The organism is Enterobacter asburiae, from assembly GCF_024599655.1.
GTDB lineage: Bacteria > Pseudomonadota > Gammaproteobacteria > Enterobacterales > Enterobacteriaceae > Enterobacter > Enterobacter asburiae_D.
Genome location: NZ_CP102247.1, coordinates 3807340 through 3828564, shown reverse-complemented (window position 1 = coordinate 3828564; position 21225 = coordinate 3807340). Strand labels below are relative to the sequence as shown.

Below are 21225 nucleotides of genomic sequence, written 5' to 3'. Positions count from 1 at the left end.
GTCATTTCGCACTTGCCAGCCTTTTTTTGTATAGCTAATTTAGATTGCTGATTAGGTCAGCCATCAACAACGGGTGTTGTAAGGTCATGGCAGGCCTGATATAACTGCTGCGCGGTCGCGTTGTGAAGGATTCAGGCGCGATATAAATTATAAAGAGAGGAAGAGAACAGTGAATAAATCTCAACTGATTGACAAAATTGCTGCTGGTGCTGATATTTCTAAAGCTGCAGCTGGACGTGCGTTAGATGCATTAATTGCTTCTGTTACTGAATCTCTGCAGGCTGGGGACGACGTTGCACTGGTAGGCTTCGGTACTTTTGCTGTTAAAGAGCGTGCTGCCCGTACTGGCCGCAACCCTCAGACCGGTAAAGAGATCACCATTGCTGCTGCTAAAGTGCCGGGTTTCCGTGCAGGTAAAGCGCTGAAAGACGCAGTAAACTGATTGCTTTCCCGTTTCAGGGAAGCCGGAAAGTACAAGGGCGCATCATTTGATGTGCCTTTTTTGTTTGTCCAGACCTGATTTGTGCGAGTTTATGCGAGTTGTGGGCTGACAATCGCCCCGTTTTCTTGTCACAATACGCCTTCACGCGCGACGGGCAGGATTTTCCGTCAGCGTCAGGTAACCAGTCACCTACAGCGGAGTGTTGTTACACCATGATGGACAGCTTACGCACGGCTGCTAACAGTCTCGTGCTCAAGATTATTTTCGGTATCATTATCGTGTCGTTCATATTGACCGGCGTGAGCAGTTACCTTATTGGCGGTGGCGCAAACTATGCCGCAAAAGTGAATGGCCAGGAAATCAGCCGTGGTCAGTTCGAGAATGCTTTTGCCGGTGAACGTAACCGTATGCAGCAACAGCTGGGCGACCAATTCTCTGAACTGGCAGCGAACGAAGGGTACATGAAGACCCTGCGCCAACAGACACTGAACCGTCTTATTGACGAAGCGCTGCTGGACCAGTACGCCAAAAAACTGGGCCTTGGCATCAGTGATGAGCAGGTGAAAAAAGCCATCTTCTCCACCCAGGCCTTCCAGTCTAACGGTAAATTCGACAACGCGCGTTACAACAGTATCGTCAACCAGATGGGGATGACGGCCGATCAGTACGCTCAGGCGCTGCGTAACCAACTGACCACCCAGCAGCTCATCAATGCCGTTGTGGGCACCGATTTCATGCTCAAAGGTGAAACGGACGAACTGGCCGCGCTGGTGGCGCAGCAGCGCGTTGTACGCGAAGCGACCATTGATGTGAACGCCCTGGCGGCGAAACAGCAGGTGAGCGACGCAGACGTTAACGCTTACTACGAGCAGAACAAGAATTCCTTTGTTTCTCCAGAGCAGTTCCGCGTGAGCTACATCAAGCTGGATGCAGCCGCGCTGCAGGAAACCGCGTCTGATGCGGAAATCCAGTCTTACTACGACCAGCATCAGGATCAGTTCACTCAGCCGCAGCGTAACCGCTACAGCGTGATTCAGACGAAGACCGAGGCTGATGCCAAAGCGGCGCTGGATGAGCTGAACAAAGGCGCTGATTTCGCGACCGTTGCGAAAGCGAAATCCACCGACATTATCTCTGCGAAAAACGGCGGTGATATGGGCTGGCTGGAAGACGCGACCACGCCGGACGAGCTGAAAAATGCCGGTCTGAAAGAGAAAGGCCAGCTTTCTGGCGTCATTAAGTCTTCCGTTGGTTTCCTGGTTGTGCGTCTGGACGACATCACCGCGGCGAAAACCAAGTCGCTGGCTGACGTTCGCGAAGATATCGCGGCGAAAGTGAAACAGGAAAAAGCACTGGATGCCTACTACGCGCTGCAGCAGAAGGTGAGCGATGCTGCCAGCAACGATAACGAATCTCTGGCAGGTGCAGAGCAGGCGGCGGGTGTGAAGGCGGTTGTGACGGGCTGGTTTGGTCGTGACAACCTGCCGGAAGAGCTGAACTTCAAACCGGTTTCTGATGCCATCTTCAACGGTGGTCTGGTAGGCGAGAACGGCACGCCGGGCAGTAACTCTGACATCATTACCGTCGACGGCGATCGTGCGTTTGTGTTGCGCGTCAGCGAGCACAAGCCAGAAGCGGTCAAACCGCTGGCGGAAGTGAAGGATCAGGTTGTCGCTCAGGTTAAGCACAACAAAGCGGAACAGCAGGCGAAACTGGATGCTGAGAAGATTCTGTCCGATCTGAAAGCGGGTAAAGAAGACGCGCTGAAAGCGGCTGGCCTGAGCTTCGGTGAAGCGAAAACGCTGAGCCGTACCGGGCAGGACCCAATCAGCCAGGCCGCGTTTGGTCTGACTCTGCCAGCGAAGGACAAGCCAAGCTTCGGTACCACCACCGATACGCAGGGCAACGTCGTTCTGCTGGCGCTGGATGAAGTGAAAGCCGGCACCCTGCCAGAAGCGCAGAAGAAAGCGATGGTTCAGGGGATTACCCAGAACAATGCGCAGATTGCCTTCGAAGCCATGATGAGCAACCTGCGTAAAGAAGCCAAAATCAAGCTGGGTGATGTGATGACGCAGCAGCAGTAATTACGTGTCTGCTCGCAGATTTTCGTAACGCTCTGCAAAAACTAAAGGCCGCTTTCGCGGCCTTTTCCATTTCTGCAATCTGCTGTTTGTACCGAGTTTATCTGGCGGCTATCGTGACGTGGCTGTCAACAAACAAGGAGATAACAGCATGAAATGTGGAATCAAAGCACTGTTAATTACGCTGGCTATTGCCACCACCGGGATGAGCGCGGGCGCGCTGGCGGCGACGCCAGCTGCCAAACCACAGGCTACGCAGAGCAAGTCCGATGCGGCAGCGCCGGTTCAAGGGCAAACCAAAGCGGCTGACGCCGGTAAAAATGCGGATGATGACGGTACGCGGGTCAGTATCAATTCGGCCTCTGCGGAAGATCTGGCTCGCGCGATGAATGGTGTCGGCCTGAAAAAAGCGCAGGCCATCGTCAGCTACCGCGAAGAGTATGGTCCTTTCAAGACGGTCGACGATCTCAAACAGGTGCCGGGCATGGGCAGCGCGCTGGTTGAGCGCAACCTCTCACACCTGACGTTGTAATAACGTAATTTCTTGCACTGCGGCAAAATTTTGCCAGGATAAAGAGGTCATACCAGTTATGACCTCTCATCCTACAATAACAGTAAAGGCTATTGCGCTATGCAGACAAAAATCAAAGTACGCGGTTTTCATCTCGACGTTTACCAGCATGTGAACAACGCACGCTATCTCGAGTTTCTTGAAGAAGCGCGCTGGGACGGGCTGGAAAACAGCGAAAGCTTTCAGTGGCTGACCGCGCACAACATCGCGTTCGTGGTCGTCAATATCAACATCAACTACCGCCGTCCGGCCGTGCTGGGCGATGTACTCACGGTGACCAGCCAGGTGCAACAGATCAATGGCAAAAGCGGGGTATTAAGCCAGGTGGTGACGCTCGATCCAGAAGGGCAGGTGGTGGCTGATGCGCTGATCACCTTTGTCTGTATCGATCTGAAAACGCAGAAAGCGCTGCCGCTGGAAGGGGAGCTGCGGGAAAAGCTGGAGTTGATGATCGCTTAGAAATTTTGTCTTTTATAAAAGACAAAAGGATTTTTCAGGGATAGAATTATGGACAGGGACTACGTTGTTGAACGTTACCGGACCCGTGACGGAAAAGTACCGTTTGAGGAGTGGGTAGCGAAGATGAAGCGAAAGGATCCGGAGTTAGCGTTTCGGATCCTTCTGCGAATTGACCGTGCTGAGAAAGGGAATTTTGGCGATTACCGATATCTCAGAGAGGGGATCTGGGAATTGAAAATGGATTGTGGTCCCGGCTATCGAATCTATTTTGCGGTACAACATCGGAAGATCCTGTTGTTGCTGATCGGCGGTGACAAAAAGAGTCAAAAGACTGATGTGAAACTGGCAATAGATTACTGGAAAGACCATCAAAAGGATAAACCGGATGAGCAAGAGCCAACGAAAATTTTCTAGTTCCGTCAGCCATGATGAAGCCGTCGTAAAAATGCTTCGTGAAAACCCTTCCTACGCTCAGCTATATCTGCAGGTTGCCCTGGATGAGATCTATGAAGACCAAGGGATCCCTGCATACTTAATCGCGTTAAGACGAGTTATCGAATCCCGCGGCGGAATAGGTGAAATCGCTGCCAAAGCAGGTTTGTCCCGTCAGCAGCTATACCGAACCTTATCAGACAACGGCAACCCAACGCTGACAACGCTGATGAAAGTCACCCGTGCTGCCGGTGTGAAACTGTTCGACAGCACGGTCAAGTAGCCCTATTTAAGCCCGGTCTTTTTCTGCATCGCGGCCATCACGCCGACTTTATCGGCAAGATAATGGTTCAGCCCGTTAGCGCGAAGATTACAGGCCGCGCACTGGCCGCAACCGTCGCCTTTGATACCGTTATAGCAGGTGAGCGTTTCGCTGCGAACAAGGTCCAGCTTGCCCCAGTAGTCCGCCAGCGCCCAGGTTTCGGCTTTATCCAGCCACATGAGCGGGGTTTCAAAGCGTGTCTCTTTCGCCATCCCCAGATTGACGGCGTGGTTTAACGCTTTCACGAACTCATCGCGACAGTCCGGGTAGCCGGAGAAGTCGGTCTCGCACACGCCCGTGATCACCGCTTCCGCCTTTACCTGATAGGCGTAGATCGCCGTCAGGGTCAGGAAGAGGATATTACGGCCAGGCACGAAGGTATTCGGAATGCCGCTGGCATCGGGTTCGTAGTCAGGTACCGGGATACTGTCCCGGGTGAGGCTGCTCACGGCCAGTTCATTTAACAACGTAACGTCCAGCACCTTGTGCGCGCGTGCGCCCAGTTTCAGGGCAAGTTCACGGGCAACGTCGATTTCAGCGCGGTGACGCTGACCATAATCGAAAGTGACACAGTGAACTTCATCGTACTGATGAAGGGCCTGGACCAGGCAGGTAGTAGAGTCTTGTCCTCCGCTGAACACGACGACGGCACGTTTCATAAATCATCTCGACTGTTACGATAAAAACGTTATGTTACCGTCTGACCACGACGGCGACCAGCTTCTTCACGATTTCGGGGCGGGCAGCCAGGCTTCGGTAAAATCAAACCAGCCGCGGGTGTTGAGACGTATGCCGTTAACCCCCGGCGGGGCGCTGACCTGGTATTGATAATTGAACAGGGGCGTTATCACCGCCTTTTCCATGAGCCGGGAGAAAATGGCCCTCAGCCCGGCATGTCTGGCCTGTTCGTCGGCCTGGGTCTGTACGGCATCCAAGGTGGCCTGCAGATGAGCATATTGCGGTGCGCTAAGCACGTGTGGCCAGAGGGCATCACAGCGCAGCCACTGTTCAAGCGTATATTCCGGCGCTTCGCCAATCAGCCTGTCGCCCATCATGATGTCCGCTTCCGCCAGTTGCTGGCACCCGTCCCAGGTTTTCGCATCGTAAAAGATCGCCGTAAGCTCACAGTCGTGTTTTGCAAGGTACTGTTTTAGCTGGCGCGCCATCGTGTGTAACTCAACCGGTAAATGATAAATCAGGGTTAGCTTCTTCGGCAGAGGGACATGTGTTAAATCCGGCCACTGAGGGATCGCCCAGCCGGGGAGCAACTCCTCTGTCGGGGTAATCAGCCCTTCATTGAGCGGAAGCGTATGCAGAAGCGTCGAGAGATGAATGATGTTGATGAGTCGTCGAGCCTGCATTTCGCTCAGGTGCGGGCTTTGCTTCAGGGTGAGATAACAAAAGCCCAGGCTGGTGCTGTTCGTCACCAGGCGCAGACTCTCCAGTTCATCCGGCTCGCCAATGGCGATCTGCACCGGATGACGACAGCTGGTCCCTAACCCATAGTCAAACAGCGACGGTGTGATCCAGTACTCGATAGCCTTAAGCAGCGGATGGCTGAGATGGTACTGTTCGTGGCTTTCCAGACGAACCAGATCCGGCTCATACACGCTGACTCTGAAGGGGCCGCTGCCCGTCATAGGCTGTTCGGGATGTGCGAGCCGGCTACAGTAGGTGGCCAGGCGGTGCGCCAGCCAGTAATCCGGCTGGTGCAGCGTAAAGGTCAGACACTGAGGATGGGTAACGTCAACGCGTAAAACGCTCTGGAACAGTTTACGCAGGGCAGGCAAGGCAAAAAGCGCGTCCAGGCTTTGCTGAAGCTGTCCGGTTTCTATTTTATCGCCGTTATGCCAGTGCAGAGTGGAGCGAATGTAGAAATGCCAGCGCAAACCGTCCTCCGACACCTCCCAGTGATGGGCGAGATCGCCCGTGGGTTCACTGCTGTTGCCGTGAAAACGCGTTAAACCTGAGAAAACCTGTCCCGCCAGATGCTGCTCCGCCCGGCCAGGTAAAAACCCCGGCTGAAGCGGATCCAGCGAGCGGTAATAGGGGATACGCAGTGTCGGCGTGTCGTTTTGCCACTGCCCGCCCAAAAACGGATGCAGCAACGATCGTAATTCTGCGGGGGCAAGCTGGGCCAGTTCCAGCGCGTTATGCTGCTGCCCGCTCTTCAGCGCCTCTTCCATCATCGCATTGCGCAGTGACTCTGGGGCGACATGGAACGTTAGCTCACCGCGCTTACCGCGGCCAGACTGCGCTCGCCAGCTCAGCCAGCCCGCCTCCTGAGCCTGGCGCAGCAGCGTTCGGACATGCCGCTCGCTGCAAAAACAGCGGGCAGCCAGTTCGCTGATGGTGACCTGCTGCGTTGCACCCAGGGAAGGCTGCCAGAGGCGGTGATACTGGTTGAGTCGATTGAGCTGGCGCATAAGAAACCCGGAACAATAATTATCATCTATTCACTATTACTTCCGTATATCTCACACGATACTGATGCACAAGTTAACCGCATCACATTTCGGGAGTAATCATGGCTCGGCTCGCTGCATTTGATATGGACGGTACGCTGTTAATGCCGGATCACCGTTTAGGGGAAAAAACCCTGAACACGCTGAAGCGCCTGCACGAGCGTAATGTCACCCTGACGTTTGCCACCGGGCGTCATGTGCTGGAAATGCGCCATTTGCTTGGGGCGTTTTCACTCGACGCTTTTCTGATCACCGGCAACGGGACGCGCATTCACTCCGTAGAAGGCGATGTGCTACACCGGCAGGATCTTAACCCGGAAGTGGCGGATATCGTGCTGCACAGCACCTGGGACACGAAGGCCAGTATCCACGTCTTTAACGATCGGGGCTGGTTTACCGGAAGCGAAATCCCGGAATTATTGCACGCGCATGTTTACAGCGGCTTTAAATACCAGCTTATCGATCTGCGTCGGATCCCCGTCCATGCGGTAACTAAGGTCTGCTTCTGCGGCGATCATGACGATCTGTGCCGCTTAAGGATTCAACTGAATGAGGCGCTGGGCGACCGGGCGCACCTGACCTTCTCGGCGGTGGATTGTCTGGAAGTGCTGCCGGTGGGCTGTAACAAAGGTTCCGCTCTGGCGGTACTCAGCGACCACCTGGGCTTAACGCTGCAGGAGTGTATGGCGTTTGGTGACGCCATGAACGACCGCGAAATGCTGGGTAGCGTAGGTCGCGGTCTGATCATGGGGAATGCGATGGCGCAGCTGAAAGCAGAACTTCCCCATCTGCCGGTTATTGGCCACTGCCGCAATGAAGCAGTGTCCCATTTTTTGACGCATTGGCTGGACAACAACAACCTCCCGTATTCCCCCGAATAGTGAGACCCTTCCAGCAAGCCAGACTTCGGTCTGGCTTTTTTTTATTTCACAAGCTGTGCAATCTGCGCTTTCCACGGGGCGATATCGCCGATGTTGGCCTGTACCCACTCCGCGTTGTAGTAGGTATCAAGATAACGCTCGCCGCTGTCGCACAGCAGCGTGACGATGGAACCGGTGCGGCCCTCTTCGCGCATACGTGCGGCAAGCTGCAGTGCGCCCCACATATTGGTGCCCGTCGATGCGCCCACTTTGCGCCCCAGCTGCGTCTCCAGCCAGTGCGCCGTTGCCACGCTGGCGGCATCCGGCACGCGCATCATCTCATCCACAACGTCGGGGATGAAAGAAGGCTCCACGCGCGGGCGGCCAATCCCTTCAATTTTACTGCCCACCGGGCTGCGCAGACCGGCATCGCGGTTTTGCCAGTAGTCGAGGAACACGGAGTTCTGCGGGTCAACTACCATCAGTTGGGTATCGTAGCCCTGACAGCGGATGTAGCGTCCAATCGTGGCTGACGTGCCGCCGGTACCGGCGCTCATGACGATGTACGACGGAACCGGATGCGGTTCGTGGGTCATCTGACGGAAAATACTGTCGGCAATGTTGTTATTGCCGCGCCAGTCCGTCGCGCGCTCGGCGAAGGTGAACTGGTCCATATAGTGGCCGTTGAGTTCACGGGCCAGCATTTCGGAGGCGGCGTAGATTTCGCAGGCGCTTTCCACAAAGTGGCAGCGACCGCCGTAAAATTCGATCTGCTCGATTTTGCGTTTTGCGGTGCAGGACGGCATCACCGCGATAAACGGCAGGCCCAGCAGGCGGGCAAAATAGGCTTCGGACACCGCCGTTGAACCGGATGAGGATTCTATGATGGTGGTGCCTTCTTTGATCCAGCCGTTACACAAACCGTATAAAAACAGCGAGCGCGCCAGGCGATGCTTCAGGCTACCGGTAGGATGGGTGCTTTCATCTTTCAGATAGAGCTGAATGCCGTCAAATCCCGGCAGGGAAAGGCGAATCAGGTGCGTATCCGCCGAGCGCTGATAGTCGGCATTGATTTCGCTGATCGCATGTTTAACCCAGGTGCTATTCATCGTCGTTATCCGTTTGTCATTTTGTGCCTAGCATAGCGAAAAGCACAGAAAAAATTGTTGCTATCTGGCCTTTAAAATAGAATGAAGGGAGAAAATTTTTCTCTGTGAGGTGGGTATGCTAGATAAAATTGACCGCAAGCTCCTTTCATTGCTGCAAAATGACTGTACCCTCTCTTTGCAGGCGCTGGCAGATGCCGTTAATCTGACCACCACCCCGTGCTGGAAGCGCCTTAAGAAGCTGGAAGATGACGGCATTCTTCTGGGGCGCGTCGCGCTGTTAGATCCCGAAAAGCTGGGGCTTGGGCTGACGGCGTTTGTGCTGATAAAAACCCAGCATCACAGCAGCGACTGGTATTGCCGCTTCGTCACTCAGGTGTCGGAGATGCCCGAGGTGCTCGGTTTCTGGCGAATGGCCGGAGAGTACGATTACCTGATGCGCGTCCAGGTGGCCGACATGAAGCGCTATGATGATTTCTACAAGCGGCTGGTGAACAGCGTACCGGGTTTGTCGGACGTCACCTCAAGCTTCGCCATGGAACAGATTAAATACACCACAGCATTACCTATTGAATAACTTCGTAAAATACCTTCAGGAACAAACCGCGTGCGATTATTTGCCCAACTAAGCTGGTACTTTCGTCGGGAGTGGCAACGCTACCTCGGCGCAGTATTCCTGCTTATTATCATTGCCATTCTGCAGCTGATCCCGCCGAAAGTGGTGGGGTACGTCGTGGATGGCGTCACCGAACAGCATTACACCACCGCACGGGTGTTGATGTGGGTCGGCACGCTGGTGCTGACGGCCGTCATTGTTTATCTGCTGCGCTACGTCTGGCGCGTGCTGCTGTTTGGTGCGTCCTATCAGCTGGCCGTTGAGTTGCGTGAAGATTTTTACCGCCAGCTGAGCCGACAGCATCCCGAATTTTATCTGCGCCATCGTACCGGGGATCTCATCGCCCGCGCGACTAACGACGTCGATCGCGTGGTCTTTGCCGCCGGGGAAGGGGTGCTGACGCTGGTGGACTCGCTGGTGATGGGCTGTGCGGTGCTGATCGTGATGTCCACGCAGATCAGCTGGCAGTTGACCCTGCTTGCCCTGCTGCCGATGCCGATCATGGCGCTGGCGATCAATCGCTACGGTGAACAGCTGCACGAGCGCTTTAAGCTGGCGCAGGCGGCGTTCTCGTCTCTGAACGATCGCACCCAGGAGAGCATGACCAGCATCCGCATGATCAAAGCGTTTGGCCTGGAAGACCGTCAGTCCGCGCTGTTTGCCGCCGATGCGGCGGACACGGGGGCGAAGAACATGCGCGTCGCGCGTATCGACGCCCGGTTTGACCCGACGATTTATATCGCAATCGGTATGGCAAACCTACTGGCGATTGGCGGCGGAAGCTGGATGGTGGTGCAGGGCTCGTTGACCCTGGGGCAATTGACCAGCTTTGCGATGTATCTGGGGCTCATGATCTGGCCGATGCTGGCGCTGGCCTGGATGTTTAACATCGTGGAGCGCGGCAGCGCCGCCTATAGCCGCATTCGCGCCATGCTGGCCGAAGCGCCGGTGGTCATTGACGGTAGCGAAGCCGTACCGGAAGGGCGCGGCGTCATGACCGTCGACGTCCGGCATTTTATCTATCCGCATACGGAGCACCCGGTATTGGAAAACGTCAGCTTTACCCTGCAGCCAGGGCAGATGCTGGGCATCTGCGGCCCGACGGGATCCGGCAAAAGTACCGTGCTCTCTCTGCTTCAGCGCCACTTTGACGTTACTGAAGGCGATATCCGCTTCCACGATATTCCCCTGACCAGACTGCTGCTGGATGAGTGGCGCGGTCGCCTGGCGGTCGTCAGCCAGACGCCGTTCTTATTTTCGGACACGGTGGCAAACAACATTGCCCTGGGACGCCCTGCGGCAACGCAGGAAGAAATTGAGCATGTGGCGCGTTTGGCCAGCGTTCATGATGACATTTTGCGTCTGCCGCAGGGCTACGAAACGGAAGTCGGGGAGCGCGGCGTCATGCTGTCCGGGGGGCAAAAGCAGCGTATCTCCATTGCCCGCGCTCTGCTGCTGAATGCTGAAATCCTGATCCTGGATGATGCGCTTTCCGCCGTGGACGGCCGTACCGAGCATCAGATCCTACATAACCTGCGCCAGTGGGGCGACGGACGCACGGTGATTATCAGCGCCCACCGTTTGTCAGCGCTCACTGAGGCCAGCGAAATTCTGGTATTGCAGCACGGGCACATTGCCCAGCGCGGACAGCATGAAACGCTTGCCGAGCAGCCGGGATGGTATCGCGATATGTACCGCTATCAACAGCTTGAGGCGGCGCTGGACGATGCGCCGGAGCAGAATGAGGAGGCCGCCAATGCGTAAGCTTGGAACGATGTGGCCGACGCTCAAACGTCTGCTGGCCTACGGCTCGCCGTGGCGTAAACCGCTCTCCGTGGCCGTGCTTTTACTCTGGATTGCGGCGATTGCTGAGGTGAGCGGTCCGCTGCTCATCAGCTATTTTATCGACAACATGGTTGCCAAAAGCTATCTGCCGCTGGGGCTGGTGGCGGGTTTAGGCGTGGCCTACGTTGGCTTACAGCTGACGGCAGCAGGGTTGCACTATGCGCAGTCTCTGCTGTTTAACCGTGCAGCCGTGGGCGTTGTTCAGCAGCTGCGTACGGATGTGATGGACGCGGCGCTTCGCCAGCCGCTCAGCGAATTTGATATCCAGCCGGTCGGGCAGGTGATTTCGCGCGTGACCAACGATACCGAGGTGATCCGCGATCTGTACGTCACCGTGGTGGCAACCGTACTGCGCAGCGCGGCGCTGATTGGCGCGATGCTGGTGGCGATGTTCAGCCTCGACTGGCGCATGGCGCTGGTGGCGATCACCATTTTCCCGGCGGTGCTGATTGTCATGATCATTTACCAGCGCTACAGCACGCCGATTGTGCGTCGGGTGCGCGCTTATCTGGCCGACATCAACGATGGCTTCAACGAAGTGATCAACGGCATGAGCGTCATCCAGCAGTTCCGCCAGCAGGCGCGCTTTGGCGAGCGCATGGGCGAAGCCAGCCGTTCGCACTACATGGCGCGTATGCAGACGCTGCGCCTCGACGGTTTCCTGCTGCGTCCGCTGCTCAGCCTTTTCTCTGCGCTGGTGCTTTGCGGGCTGCTGATGCTCTTTGGCCTGAGCTCAAACGGTACGATCGAAGTGGGCGTGCTGTACGCCTTTATTAGCTATCTGGGACGCCTTAACGAGCCGCTGATCGAACTCACCACCCAGCAATCGATGCTGCAACAGGCGGTGGTTGCCGGTGAGCGCGTGTTTGAGTTAATGGACAGGCCACGCCAGGCCTACGGCAATGACGAGCGACCTCTGCAAAGCGGGACTATCGCCTTTGATAACGTCTCGTTTGCCTATCGCGAAGACCGGCTGGTGTTGCAGGACATCACGCTTGACGTTCCATCACGCGGTTTCGTGGCACTGGTGGGGCATACCGGCAGCGGTAAGAGCACGCTTGCCAGCCTGTTGATGGGCTATTACCCGGTCACGGAAGGTGAAATCCGTCTCGACGGACGCCCGCTCGCGTCTCTCAGCCATACAGTGTTACGCAAAGGCGTTGCGATGGTGCAGCAGGATCCGGTCGTGCTGGCCGATACCTTCTACGCCAACGTGACCCTGGGGCGAGACTACACCCAGGAGCAGGTCTGGGACGTGCTGGAAAAAGTGCAGCTGGCAGAGCTGGCGCGCGGGTTTAGCGATGGGATCAATACCAAACTGGGCGAGCAGGGGAACAATCTCTCCGTCGGGCAAAAGCAGCTCCTGGCGCTGGCGCGGGTGCTGATTGAAACGCCGCAGATACTGATTCTGGATGAAGCGACGGCCAGTATTGACTCCGGCACCGAGCAGGCCATCCAGCAGGCGCTGGACGCGGTACGCGACCATACGACGCTGGTGGTGATTGCCCACCGTCTTTCCACCATCGTCGAAGCGGACACTATTCTGGTGCTGCATCGCGGACAGGCCGTTGAACGCGGTACGCACCGTGAACTGCTGGAAGCAAAAGGGCGCTACTGGCAGATGTACCAGCTGCAGCTGGCGGGCGAGGAGCTGGCGGCCAGCGTGCGTGATGAAGAGTCGCTTAGCGCCTGATGCACTAAAATGAGGCGCCGCGCTAACAGTCATTCCTGTTGGTGCAAAACTGAAACGCACCCTGCACCGGCATGGTGCGTTTTTTTTCACCTGCGCGTTTAACAGAACCGTGTAACGCTCATCGCACCGCTGTTCCCCCTCGTTTTCATTTCTGGCACACCCCTTGCAATACCTTCTGCGTAAGCTACGGCCATTACCGAATTCTGACTGGAGGGGATCTATGAAGCTGGTTACGGTTGTAATCAAACCATTCAAACTCGAAGACGTGCGTGAAGCGTTGTCTTCAATGGGTATTCAGGGACTGACTGTCACCGAAGTGAAAGGCTTTGGTCGTCAGAAGGGTCATGCCGAGCTTTATCGCGGGGCGGAATACAGCGTTAACTTCCTGCCAAAAGTAAAAATTGATGTCGCGATTGCTGACGATCAGCTTGATGAAGTCATTGATGTCATTAGCAAAGCGGCCTATACCGGCAAAATTGGCGACGGCAAAATTTTCGTTGCCGAACTGCAGCGCGTCATTCGCATTCGTACCGGCGAATCTGACGAAGCGGCTCTGTAAGTAACTCCTGGCACACAGTGATAGGGATCGAGAAAATGAAGATAGCAACACTCAAAACGGGTCTGGGTTCGCTGGCACTGCTGCCGGGCCTGGCGCTGGCTGCTACCCCTGCGGTGGTCGACAAAGCCGATAACGCCTTTATGATGATCAGCACCGCGCTGGTGCTGTTCATGTCCATTCCGGGCATTGCGCTGTTCTACGGCGGCCTGATCCGTGGCAAAAACGTTCTCTCCATGCTGACGCAGGTTGCCGTGACGTTCGCACTGGTCTGCGTGCTGTGGGTGGTTTACGGTTACTCGCTGGCGTTCGGCACGGGCAACGCGTTCTTTGGTAACTTCGACTGGGTGATGCTGAAAAATATTGAGCTGACCGCGCTGATGGGCAGTTTCTATCAGTATATCCACGTTGCGTTCCAGGGCTCCTTCGCCTGTATTACCGTCGGGCTGATTGTGGGCGCGCTCGCCGAGCGTATTCGTTTCTCTGCCGTCCTGATCTTCGTGGTGGTCTGGCTGACGCTCTCCTATGTGCCGATTGCGCACATGGTCTGGGGTGGCGGTCTGCTGGCAACGCATGGTGCGCTGGACTTCGCGGGCGGTACCGTTGTACACATCAACGCCGCGGTAGCGGGTCTGGTTGGCGCATACCTGATTGGCAAACGCGTGGGCTTTGGTAAAGAAGCGTTTAAACCGCACAACCTGCCGATGGTGTTTACCGGTACGGCTATCCTCTACTTTGGCTGGTTTGGCTTCAACGCCGGCTCAGCGAGTGCAGCAAACGAAATCGCCGCGCTGGCCTTCGTGAACACCGTTGTGGCCACGGCGGGTGCAATCCTCTCCTGGGTGTTTGGCGAGTGGGCGGTACGCGGTAAACCTTCTCTGCTGGGTGCCTGTTCGGGTGCCATTGCCGGTCTGGTTGGCATCACCCCGGCGTGTGGTTATGTCGGCGTAGGCGGTGCGCTGCTGGTCGGCCTGGTGTCCGGTCTGGCGGGTCTGTGGGGCGTTACCGCACTGAAACGCGTGCTGCGCGTTGACGACCCATGCGATGTGTTTGGCGTGCACGGCGTGTGCGGCATCGTCGGCTGTATCATGACCGGTATCTTTGCTGCCAAATCGCTGGGCGGTGTAGGCTACGCTGAAGGCGTCACCATGGTTCATCAGCTGCTGGTACAGCTGGAAAGTATTGCTCTCACCGTTGTGTGGTCTGCCGTTGTTGCTTTCATTGGCTACAAACTGGCGGACATGACGGTCGGTCTGCGTGTCCCTGAAGAGCAGGAACGCGAAGGTCTGGACGTCAACAGCCACGGCGAGAATGCGTATAACGCGTAATAAACAGCAAAACGGCAACCTTAGGTTGCCGTTTTTAGTGTGTATTCCCTCTCCCCGTGGGAGAGGGGCAGGGTGAGGGCATCAGGCCGCACAACATCAACCTCGGTTACGCATCACCCCTTCCTGCACCGTAGAAGCCACCAGCACGCCGTCCTGGGTATAAAACTCCCCGCGCACAAATCCGCGAGCGCTCGACGCTGACGTACTCTCCACGCTGTAGAGCAGCCACTCATTCATGTTGAAGGGACGGTGGAACCACATGGAGTGATCGATCGTCGCGACCTGCATCCCTTTTTCAAGGAACCCGACGCCGTGCGGCTGCAGCGCCACCGGCAGGAAGTTGAAATCTGACGCATAGCCCAGCAGATACTGATGAACGCGGAAGTCCTCAGCCACGGTGCCGTTAGCCCGGATCCAGACCTGGCGCTTTGGCTCTGCGGGGTGGCCTTTCATCGGGTTATGGAACTCAACCGGGCGGATCTCCAGCGGTTTATCGCAGAGAAACTTCTCTTTGACCTGCGGCGGAAGCAGATGCGCCAGCGCACGGGCGATATCGGTCTCTGATTTGAGATCGTCTGGCGCGGGTGCCGGCGGCATCACTTTTTGATGCTCGTAGCCGGGTTCCGGCGCCTGGAAAGAGGCGGTCATGTAAAAGATTGGCTTGCCGTTCTGAATGGCCGCTACGCGGCGAGCGCTGAAGCTGTTGCCGTCTCTCAGGACCTCAACGTCATACACGATCGGTTTCGCGCTATCGCCAGGGCGTAAGAAATAGCTGTGGAACGAATGCACCAGACGGTCTGCCGGGACAGTCTCCTTTGCAGCGTACAGCGCTTGTCCAACGACTTGCCCCCCGAAGACCTGGCGTAAGCCGAGATCTTCGCTCTGTCCGCGAAAGAGTCCTTCCTCAATTTTTTCCAGATTCAGTAATGTCAGCAGATTGTTCAGTGCCTGACTCATAGTTGTCCTCAATAAACGCCGTAGCGAAAGATAGGCAGAGTATAACGCAGAAATGAAAGTGGTCCGATGGGTAGAATAATCTGAATATCGGCATGTTTTCAGGCATAAATCGGTGATCTGTGCCACACTTAAATACGTTATGTGATTGAAACGACATCGGATGGGATCGATCCCGCTGGTGCATTGATAAGGAGACTTCAATGAAACTCGTGCCCATGCTAAGTGGTGTAGCTATTGCGGTGGCGTTGTCCGCCTGTGCCGGTAAGAGCGCCCAGGTGCCAGTGCCAGCAGCAGACCCGAACGGGATTAATACCCTTTCGCAGCAATCCATTCAGCAGCCTAACGTTTCCGGTACCATCTGGATTAAACAGAAAGTTGCGCTGCCGCCGGATGCGGTATTAACCGTGACGCTGTCTGATGCTTCTCTGGCCGACGCGCCGTCGAAAGTCGTGGCTCAGCGCGCCGTTCGTACTGAAGGCAAGCAGGCGCCGTTTAGCTTCGTGTTGCCGTATAACCCGTCGGACGTGCAGCCTAACGCCCGTATCCTGCTGAGCGCAGCGGTAACCATCAACGGTAAGCTGGTCTTTATCACCGATACGGTCCAGGAAGCGATTAACAACGGCGGGACTAAAGTCGACCTGAACCTGGTGCCGGTGCAGCAGACCGAAGTACCGGTCGCACCGCAGACCAATCAGCCGTCCCTGCCAACCCCACCGACTCAGATGTAATGTTTGCATTGCCCCTCTCCTCCGGGAGAGGGGTTAATATTCCCAGCGGAATTTCTGCAAATCGATCTGACCCGACCCTGACACCTGCACCCCTTCTGAAAGTAACGCCTGACGCTGACGCTGGAGATCCGGCCCGCTGAGCGAAATGGCGCCATGACGATTCACCACCCGATGCCAGGGCAACGTACTTCCTTCCGGCAGCCGTTTCAGGACGCCGCCAACCTGTCGTGCCGCGCGCGGGGAACCGGCCAGGCGTGCGACATCACCATAGGTGGTGACGTAGCCTTCCGGGATTGAGGCCACGATTTGCCATACGCGCTGTGGAAAGGAGTCGTGTTCGTCCATACCTTCACCTGTGGGGAGTTTCTGGTAAGCTATGGTAAACGAAGATCTTCATGATTGCTGCGCCTGTTTGCGCAAGAAACCAGCATCCGGTTCCTGGTCGCTTGCAATTGGGCTTTAGCACAGGGATAATGCGCCAGCGCGTTGGTTATCAACGCTCTCAATGGGGGCTCTGTTGGTTCTCCCGCAACGCTACTCTGTTCACCAGGTCAGGTCCGGAAGGAAGCAGCCAGGGCAGACGACGTGTGTGCCGGGATGTAGCTGGCAGGGCCCCCACCCATTTCTGCCCTCATAAGATCTTCCTGCTTCACCTCTCCACTTGAAAAGTTATTCCACAATAAGATTGTGCCTATATCGTGTAATATATATTTCATTGTACTGAAATATTATTGTCATAAACCTGTAATAATAGGCTGTCATTTTATAATTGGACGGTTATTTTCTTCCATAACTCGAAAAAATATATATCTGGATAACATTGTTAACTTCGTGTATTAAATAAAGTACTTGTTCCGAAGGGAAGTGACAAACATGGCTACAGCGGTATTAAACGTTAAGATTGATGACGCGCTAAAAGAAAGGCTTCGCCACTATGCGGAAGTCAATAACGAGAATTTAAGCGTGACGACAGAGAAACTGCTGCTGCTGGCGTTCGAAGCAGTAGAAGAGGCGGGAGTATCGGAAGAGGATATTGATAATCAGCATACGGAAGAAGAGAGTGTTTCTCCTTTTACTCCTAAAGAAATCAAAGCTCTACGCAAACTTCTGAAGAAGAGAAAATGAAACAACAACTGTCAACTGCCAGTGACTACAAAGAGGCCTGCGATCTGTTGCGTTCAGGCTACGTGAAGCATGTACGTCTTGGCTGGAATGTCGGAAGTGATGAGTTCTTTCGTATTGCGTCTGACTGGTGTGATACCGGCGCAAAAATAAAGAAAGACGGTGAAAGCTTCGTTATTTCACTGAAAGGTTTTCCTATTCCTGCTCAGCATTAACTCCTGACCGGTGAAAACTGCTGACTGCCTCCGTGACAGTCAGCAGTTTTTATTTTTTATGATCTGCTTCAAAAATTTTAATATTAGATCACGCTGCGTTTTAACGATGGCACGTTTTTATTCAGGGCGAGCCATAGCGGTTTGATCCTCAGCAACGCCTGCTCAAGCTCTGTCGATTCGAGCGAGAAGGGCATCCGCAAATAACGGTCAAACGCGCCGGATAAACCAAACCGCGTACCGGTCCCCAGGTTGATCCCCAGAATCTCAGCCCGCGCGGCAAGCTGTGTCGCCAGCATGCCCGGGAGCTCTATCCAGTAAGAGAGCCCGCCTTCCGCTTCATGGAATTTCCAGTCCGGGAAATGTTCGCGCAACAGTTCACCGCATCGATCGCGTCGTTCCGCCAGCATCTTCCGGCGTGCGGGCAGAAACGTCTCGCTGTTGTTAATGAGCCACTCCATCGCCAGCTGTTCCAGCAGCGGCGAGCCTAAATCCAGTGTATCCCGCGTCTGGGCAAGCGTGGCGATAGTGCGCGAGGAGGCGCGGATCCAGCCGAGACGCAGCCCTCCCCAGAAGCTTTTTCCGGCAGAGCCTAAGGTGATGACGGTGGCCTGCGGGTTAAAGGCGGCCAGCGGTGGCGGGGGAGGCGCATCAAACCAGAGATCCACCATCGTTTCATCCACCACCAGCGCCGTGCGGGTTTGGGCAGCGATATCCGTGATGGCCCGACGGGTGGCGATATCCATACAGCGCCCGGTGGGGTTATGAAAATCAGGCATCAGATACGCCAGGCGCGGCGCCGTCTGGGCAAGCGTTGCCGCGAAGCCATCCGTATCCCAGCCGGTTTCCGGCAGCGACACCCCCACGGGCCGACACTGCGCGCCCTGAATAGCGGCAATCGCCAGCGGGTAGGTGGGGTGATCGACCACGACGCGGTCCCCCGGCCCGGTCATCATCCGCAGTACCAGCGCAAAGCCGCTGACGGCGCCATTGACCACCATCACTTCGTCTGCGCGGGTGGGAAGCCCCCGCGCGGTATAGCGCGCAGCGATGGCCTCCCGCAGCGTCGGCAGCCCAAGCTGATCGTAGCCCGTCAGCGAGAGATGCTGCGTAATGGCCGTGAGCGCATGGGCATAAGCCTGATGGATCTCCGGCCCGGCATTGAGTGCGGCAGTGGAGAGATCCAGTGCGGCACTTGCCGCTGAAAGGGTGGGAACGGCGCGCGTATCCGGGAGGAGCACGCGTGACCCGCTGCCGTGGCGGCTTTCAAGGTAACCCTCCTCGCGCAGGTGGGCGAGGGCGCTGCTGATGGTGGTCCGGCTCACGTCCAGCGCGGAGGCCAGCTCACGCTCGCCCGGTAGACGCGTATTCAAAGCCAGACGCCCATCAAGGATTAACAGACGCAGCGCGTCGGCCAACTGTCGCCAGAGCGGGGTGCGGGATGAGGCTTGCTGCCAGTGGCCTAAAAGGCGTACCAGAGACTGGCTTCCGAAGCGACGTGATGACATATGCAGTCCACTATTTGAAAACTGGACATTAATCATAGTGCCATTTTAGGTCAGGATGAAAGCCTGGTTCACTGGAGAAGATAAAAATGGTACGTCGTCTGCTACAACTCTATGTCGGTTTAGGACTGTATGGCCTTTCCACCGCAATGTTTATTCGCTCCGATTTGGGTGTCGATCCCTGGGATGTTTTTCACCTTGGGGTGGGGATGCAGCTGGGGATGACTATCGGGACGGTAATTATTTTAGTCGGTGCTGCGGTGCTGCTACTGTGGATCCCGCTGCGCCAGATGCCGGGCCTTGGCACGATCAGCAACGTGATTTGTATCGGCCTGGCGGCGGACGCCAGCATGGCGCTTATCCCGGAACTGGATTCGTTACCCGTGCGAATCGCTTTCCTGGTGTCGGGCATCGTGATGAACGCGATTGCGACCAGCATGTACATTGGCGCCGGCTTCGGGCCCGGTCCGCGCGACGGCCTGATGACCGGCATTCATGCCCGTCTGGGGTGGTCCATTCGCAGCGTGCGCACCTCAATTGAGGTCTCCGTCCTGCTGATTGGGTGCGTGCTTGGCGGCACGTTTGGTGTGGGAACCGTACTGTATGCCCTGACCATTGGCCCGCTTATTCAGCTCTGTCTGCCCTGGTTCCGCCAGAAGCCGCGCATTGCGGAAATCCCCCGGCCGGAGCGGGTTGTTTAATTTTGCGAAGCGCTCACATGTTTTAACGGCGTCCCTGTGCCAGAATAGGGGCACGTTAAACGCGATGCCAGAATGTATGAAAGCTATCACTCTCTATGATGTCGCCCTCCTTGCGGGGGTTTCTTATCAGACCGTTTCCCGCGTCATTAACAACGCGGAACATGTGTCTGCCCGCACGCGAGAAAAGGTGCAGCAGGCGATGGCGGAGTTGCACTACGTTCCAAACCTACGGGCACAGCAGCTGGCGGGTAAACGCACCCGTACGCTGGGCCTCATCACTACCGACCTGGCCCTGCACGCGCCATCACAAATTGTGTCGGCGGTAAAATCGCGCGCGGCGGAACAGGGGGCGAGCGTCCTTATCTCCATGGTGGAGCAACCCCGGCAGTGTCAGGCCGCGCTTCAGGCGCTGCTGGCACAGCGGGTGGAGGCGCTGCTGGTGAATGTGCCGCTGGACGATCCTCACGCCGAAGAGCTCAGGGCACTGGCGTCGCCTGTTCCGGTGCTGTTCCTCGATGTATCACCCTCAGCGCAGGTACACAGCCTCGTGTTTAACGCCGAGCAGGGGGCGCATCTGGGCGTTGAGCATCTGCTTTCGCTGGGGCATCAGCGTATTGCCCTGCTGAGCGGGCCGGAAAGCTCGGTCTCTGCACGGGCGCGCCTGGCGGGATGGAAAGCCGCCCTGGCATTCGCGGGGCTGGAAGCCGCTGCGGTGGCCTGCGGTGACTGGAGCGCGGCCAGCGGATATGAGAAGGGACATCTGCTGCTGTCTGCGGCGACATTACCGGACGCGATTCTGGTGGCGAACGATCAAATGGCGCTCGGGGTGATGCGCGCCTGCGCGGAAAAAGGGGTAGCGGTTCCGGGCCAGATATCGGTGGTTGGGTTTGATGATACGGCTGACAGCGCCTGGTTTTCTCCGCCGCTGACGACCATTCGCCAGGCGTTTCGCGAGGCGGGCGAACGCAGCGTTGAGTGGCTGCTGGCCCCCTCCGGGGACGAGGCGTGCTGGCAGGTTCAGCTGCCGGTGACGCTGGTTACCCGCCATTCCAGCGCGCGCCGCAACCCGCAGCAGGCCGAACGCGAGGATCTGGCGCAGCAGCTCAGAAGCCTGGCACTCCTGGCCGAGCAGCTTGCCCGTAAATAAGACTTTTGTGATCTGACTCGCTACCCTGCGATCGCGTGCTTTACCGTCGCAGAGTGCCAGGGCATGTTAACCAAAAT

The 21225-nt window shown here is 56.4% G+C and carries 23 protein-coding genes and 1 other RNA gene; 18 read left to right on the top strand and 6 right to left on the bottom strand.

What is annotated here, in order from left to right; all coding sequences use genetic code 11:
* Positions 1-169: 169 nt before the first annotated feature.
* The 6 genes from hupB to NQ230_RS18260 all read left to right on the top strand — a co-directional run bounded on the left by hupB (position 170) and on the right by NQ230_RS18260 (position 4268).
* A complete protein-coding gene (gene hupB / locus NQ230_RS18285) occupies positions 170-442 on the top strand; it encodes a nucleoid-associated protein HU-beta (RefSeq protein ID WP_002444653.1) in 273 nt (90 codons plus the stop codon).
* Between the two features lie 212 nt (positions 443-654).
* A complete protein-coding gene (gene ppiD / locus NQ230_RS18280; RefSeq protein WP_257258541.1) occupies positions 655-2526 on the top strand; it encodes a peptidylprolyl isomerase in 1872 nt (623 codons plus the stop codon).
* Positions 2527-2674: 148 nt separating this feature from the next.
* Positions 2675-3055: a helix-hairpin-helix domain-containing protein gene (locus tag NQ230_RS18275; protein WP_121425591.1), complete on the top strand. Its 381-nt coding sequence runs from the start codon at positions 2675-2677 to the stop codon at positions 3053-3055.
* A 99-nt stretch (positions 3056-3154) separates the two neighbouring features.
* Positions 3155-3553, top strand: a complete 399-nt coding sequence (locus tag NQ230_RS18270; RefSeq protein ID WP_024906822.1) for a YbgC/FadM family acyl-CoA thioesterase — start codon at positions 3155-3157, stop codon at positions 3551-3553.
* A gap of 48 nt (positions 3554-3601) precedes the next feature.
* Positions 3602-3967 (top strand): type II toxin-antitoxin system RelE/ParE family toxin, encoded by a 366-nt coding sequence (locus NQ230_RS18265; RefSeq protein ID WP_063144766.1) that lies wholly within the window; start codon positions 3602-3604, stop codon positions 3965-3967.
* A complete protein-coding gene (locus NQ230_RS18260) occupies positions 3939-4268 on the top strand; it encodes an addiction module antidote protein (protein ID WP_063144765.1) in 330 nt (109 codons plus the stop codon). The genes NQ230_RS18265 and NQ230_RS18260 overlap by 29 nt, the downstream gene beginning before the upstream one ends.
* Positions 4269-4270: 2 nt before the next feature.
* On the opposite strand, the gene queC is transcribed toward NQ230_RS18260, so the two are convergent.
* Together queC and NQ230_RS18250 are read right to left on the bottom strand one after the other, a co-directional pair.
* Positions 4271-4966 carry a 7-cyano-7-deazaguanine synthase QueC gene (queC, locus tag NQ230_RS18255; RefSeq protein ID WP_032646166.1) on the bottom strand — a complete coding sequence of 232 codons (696 nt, stop codon included), beginning with the start codon at positions 4964-4966 and terminating at the stop codon, positions 4271-4273.
* Between the two features lie 66 nt (positions 4967-5032).
* Entirely contained in the window at positions 5033-6733 is a 1701-nt protein-coding gene (locus tag NQ230_RS18250; protein ID WP_121425589.1) for an SgrR family transcriptional regulator, read from the bottom strand.
* A 101-nt stretch (positions 6734-6834) separates the two neighbouring features.
* On the opposite strand from NQ230_RS18250, the gene cof reads away from it, so the two are divergent.
* The gene (gene cof / locus NQ230_RS18245) at positions 6835-7653 is read left to right on the top strand and encodes an HMP-PP phosphatase (protein WP_257258537.1); all 819 of its coding nucleotides are present in this window, start codon (positions 6835-6837) and stop codon (positions 7651-7653) included.
* Between the two features lie 41 nt (positions 7654-7694).
* Here cof and NQ230_RS18240 read toward each other — a convergent pair whose 3' ends face one another.
* Positions 7695-8741, bottom strand: a complete 1047-nt coding sequence (locus tag NQ230_RS18240; RefSeq protein ID WP_029739898.1) for a PLP-dependent cysteine synthase family protein — start codon at positions 8739-8741, stop codon at positions 7695-7697.
* A gap of 115 nt (positions 8742-8856) precedes the next feature.
* Between NQ230_RS18240 and NQ230_RS18235 the strand changes: the two genes are divergently transcribed.
* The 5 genes from NQ230_RS18235 to amtB all read left to right on the top strand — a co-directional run bounded on the left by NQ230_RS18235 (position 8857) and on the right by amtB (position 14776).
* Positions 8857-9315 carry an Lrp/AsnC family transcriptional regulator gene (locus NQ230_RS18235; RefSeq protein WP_029739897.1) on the top strand — a complete coding sequence of 153 codons (459 nt, stop codon included), beginning with the start codon at positions 8857-8859 and terminating at the stop codon, positions 9313-9315.
* 30 nt (positions 9316-9345) lie between these two features.
* A complete protein-coding gene (locus tag NQ230_RS18230) occupies positions 9346-11118 on the top strand; it encodes a SmdA family multidrug ABC transporter permease/ATP-binding protein (RefSeq protein WP_257258536.1) in 1773 nt (590 codons plus the stop codon).
* The gene (locus tag NQ230_RS18225) at positions 11111-12892 is read left to right on the top strand and encodes a SmdB family multidrug efflux ABC transporter permease/ATP-binding protein (RefSeq protein WP_257258535.1); all 1782 of its coding nucleotides are present in this window, start codon (positions 11111-11113) and stop codon (positions 12890-12892) included. The genes NQ230_RS18230 and NQ230_RS18225 overlap by 8 nt, the downstream gene beginning before the upstream one ends.
* A 220-nt stretch (positions 12893-13112) precedes the next feature.
* Positions 13113-13451, top strand: a complete 339-nt coding sequence (gene glnK, locus NQ230_RS18220; RefSeq protein WP_008503304.1) for a P-II family nitrogen regulator — start codon at positions 13113-13115, stop codon at positions 13449-13451.
* A gap of 35 nt (positions 13452-13486) precedes the next feature.
* Positions 13487-14776, top strand: a complete 1290-nt coding sequence (amtB, locus tag NQ230_RS18215; RefSeq protein WP_063144758.1) for an ammonium transporter AmtB — start codon at positions 13487-13489, stop codon at positions 14774-14776.
* A gap of 96 nt (positions 14777-14872) precedes the next feature.
* On the opposite strand, the gene tesB is transcribed toward amtB, so the two are convergent.
* Positions 14873-15733, bottom strand: a complete 861-nt coding sequence (gene tesB / locus NQ230_RS18210; RefSeq protein WP_121425586.1) for an acyl-CoA thioesterase II — start codon at positions 15731-15733, stop codon at positions 14873-14875.
* A 200-nt stretch (positions 15734-15933) separates the two neighbouring features.
* Between tesB and NQ230_RS18205 the strand changes: the two genes are divergently transcribed.
* Positions 15934-16461, top strand: a complete 528-nt coding sequence (locus tag NQ230_RS18205) for a YbaY family lipoprotein (RefSeq protein ID WP_029741632.1) — start codon at positions 15934-15936, stop codon at positions 16459-16461.
* 33 nt (positions 16462-16494) lie between these two features.
* Here the strand turns inward: NQ230_RS18205 and NQ230_RS18200 are convergent, their stop codons facing one another.
* Positions 16495-16806, bottom strand: coding sequence for an MGMT family protein (locus tag NQ230_RS18200; protein ID WP_286088643.1), 312 nt, complete (start codon positions 16804-16806; stop codon positions 16495-16497).
* A gap of 170 nt (positions 16807-16976) precedes the next feature.
* Here NQ230_RS18200 and ffs point away from each other — a divergent pair.
* From ffs to NQ230_RS18185, 3 genes are all read left to right on the top strand, one after another.
* Positions 16977-17073, top strand: an RNA gene (ffs, locus tag NQ230_RS18195) — signal recognition particle sRNA small type.
* Positions 17074-17334: 261 nt separating this feature from the next.
* Positions 17335-17586, top strand: a complete 252-nt coding sequence (locus NQ230_RS18190) for a hypothetical protein (protein WP_023310587.1) — start codon at positions 17335-17337, stop codon at positions 17584-17586.
* A complete protein-coding gene (locus tag NQ230_RS18185) occupies positions 17583-17798 on the top strand; it encodes a hypothetical protein (protein WP_023334722.1) in 216 nt (71 codons plus the stop codon). The genes NQ230_RS18190 and NQ230_RS18185 overlap by 4 nt, the downstream gene beginning before the upstream one ends.
* Positions 17799-17881: 83 nt before the next feature.
* Here the strand turns inward: NQ230_RS18185 and yczR are convergent, their stop codons facing one another.
* The gene (yczR, locus tag NQ230_RS18180; RefSeq protein WP_252034561.1) at positions 17882-19303 is read right to left on the bottom strand and encodes a MocR-like transcription factor YczR; all 1422 of its coding nucleotides are present in this window, start codon (positions 19301-19303) and stop codon (positions 17882-17884) included.
* Positions 19304-19389: 86 nt separating this feature from the next.
* Here yczR and yczE point away from each other — a divergent pair, with 86 nt between their 5' ends.
* Both yczE and NQ230_RS18170 read left to right on the top strand, forming a co-directional pair.
* Positions 19390-20001, top strand: a complete 612-nt coding sequence (yczE, locus tag NQ230_RS18175; protein WP_121425583.1) for a membrane protein YczE — start codon at positions 19390-19392, stop codon at positions 19999-20001.
* Between the two features lie 76 nt (positions 20002-20077).
* Positions 20078-21148 carry a LacI family DNA-binding transcriptional regulator gene (locus NQ230_RS18170; RefSeq protein ID WP_257258533.1) on the top strand — a complete coding sequence of 357 codons (1071 nt, stop codon included), beginning with the start codon at positions 20078-20080 and terminating at the stop codon, positions 21146-21148.
* The last annotated feature ends 77 nt before the right edge of the window (positions 21149-21225 follow it).

What these genes read in the sequence shown, in the direction of transcription:
- ppiD (WP_257258541.1), top strand. Translation starts at nt 655, where the DNA reads ATGATGGACAGCTTACGCACGGCTGCTAACAGTCTCGTGCTCAAGATT.
- NQ230_RS18275 (WP_121425591.1), top strand. Translation starts at nt 2,675, where the DNA reads ATGAAATGTGGAATCAAAGCACTGTTAATTACGCTGGCTATTGCCACC.
- NQ230_RS18270 (WP_024906822.1), top strand. Translation starts at nt 3,155, where the DNA reads ATGCAGACAAAAATCAAAGTACGCGGTTTTCATCTCGACGTTTACCAG.
- NQ230_RS18265 (WP_063144766.1), top strand. Translation starts at nt 3,602, where the DNA reads ATGGACAGGGACTACGTTGTTGAACGTTACCGGACCCGTGACGGAAAA.
- NQ230_RS18260 (WP_063144765.1), top strand. Translation starts at nt 3,939, where the DNA reads ATGAGCAAGAGCCAACGAAAATTTTCTAGTTCCGTCAGCCATGATGAA.
- queC (WP_032646166.1), bottom strand. Translation starts at nt 4,966, where the DNA reads ATGAAACGTGCCGTCGTCGTGTTCAGCGGAGGACAAGACTCTACTACC.
- NQ230_RS18250 (WP_121425589.1), bottom strand. Translation starts at nt 6,733, where the DNA reads ATGCGCCAGCTCAATCGACTCAACCAGTATCACCGCCTCTGGCAGCCT.
- cof (WP_257258537.1), top strand. Translation starts at nt 6,835, where the DNA reads ATGGCTCGGCTCGCTGCATTTGATATGGACGGTACGCTGTTAATGCCG.
- NQ230_RS18240 (WP_029739898.1), bottom strand. Translation starts at nt 8,741, where the DNA reads ATGAATAGCACCTGGGTTAAACATGCGATCAGCGAAATCAATGCCGAC.
- NQ230_RS18235 (WP_029739897.1), top strand. Translation starts at nt 8,857, where the DNA reads ATGCTAGATAAAATTGACCGCAAGCTCCTTTCATTGCTGCAAAATGAC.
- NQ230_RS18225 (WP_257258535.1), top strand. Translation starts at nt 11,111, where the DNA reads ATGCGTAAGCTTGGAACGATGTGGCCGACGCTCAAACGTCTGCTGGCC.
- glnK (WP_008503304.1), top strand. Translation starts at nt 13,113, where the DNA reads ATGAAGCTGGTTACGGTTGTAATCAAACCATTCAAACTCGAAGACGTG.
- amtB (WP_063144758.1), top strand. Translation starts at nt 13,487, where the DNA reads ATGAAGATAGCAACACTCAAAACGGGTCTGGGTTCGCTGGCACTGCTG.
- tesB (WP_121425586.1), bottom strand. Translation starts at nt 15,733, where the DNA reads ATGAGTCAGGCACTGAACAATCTGCTGACATTACTGAATCTGGAAAAA.
- NQ230_RS18205 (WP_029741632.1), top strand. Translation starts at nt 15,934, where the DNA reads ATGAAACTCGTGCCCATGCTAAGTGGTGTAGCTATTGCGGTGGCGTTG.
- NQ230_RS18200 (WP_286088643.1), bottom strand. Translation starts at nt 16,806, where the DNA reads ATGGACGAACACGACTCCTTTCCACAGCGCGTATGGCAAATCGTGGCC.
- NQ230_RS18190 (WP_023310587.1), top strand. Translation starts at nt 17,335, where the DNA reads ATGGCTACAGCGGTATTAAACGTTAAGATTGATGACGCGCTAAAAGAA.
- NQ230_RS18185 (WP_023334722.1), top strand. Translation starts at nt 17,583, where the DNA reads ATGAAACAACAACTGTCAACTGCCAGTGACTACAAAGAGGCCTGCGAT.
- yczR (WP_252034561.1), bottom strand. Translation starts at nt 19,303, where the DNA reads ATGTCATCACGTCGCTTCGGAAGCCAGTCTCTGGTACGCCTTTTAGGC.
- yczE (WP_121425583.1), top strand. Translation starts at nt 19,390, where the DNA reads ATGGTACGTCGTCTGCTACAACTCTATGTCGGTTTAGGACTGTATGGC.
- NQ230_RS18170 (WP_257258533.1), top strand. Translation starts at nt 20,078, where the DNA reads ATGAAAGCTATCACTCTCTATGATGTCGCCCTCCTTGCGGGGGTTTCT.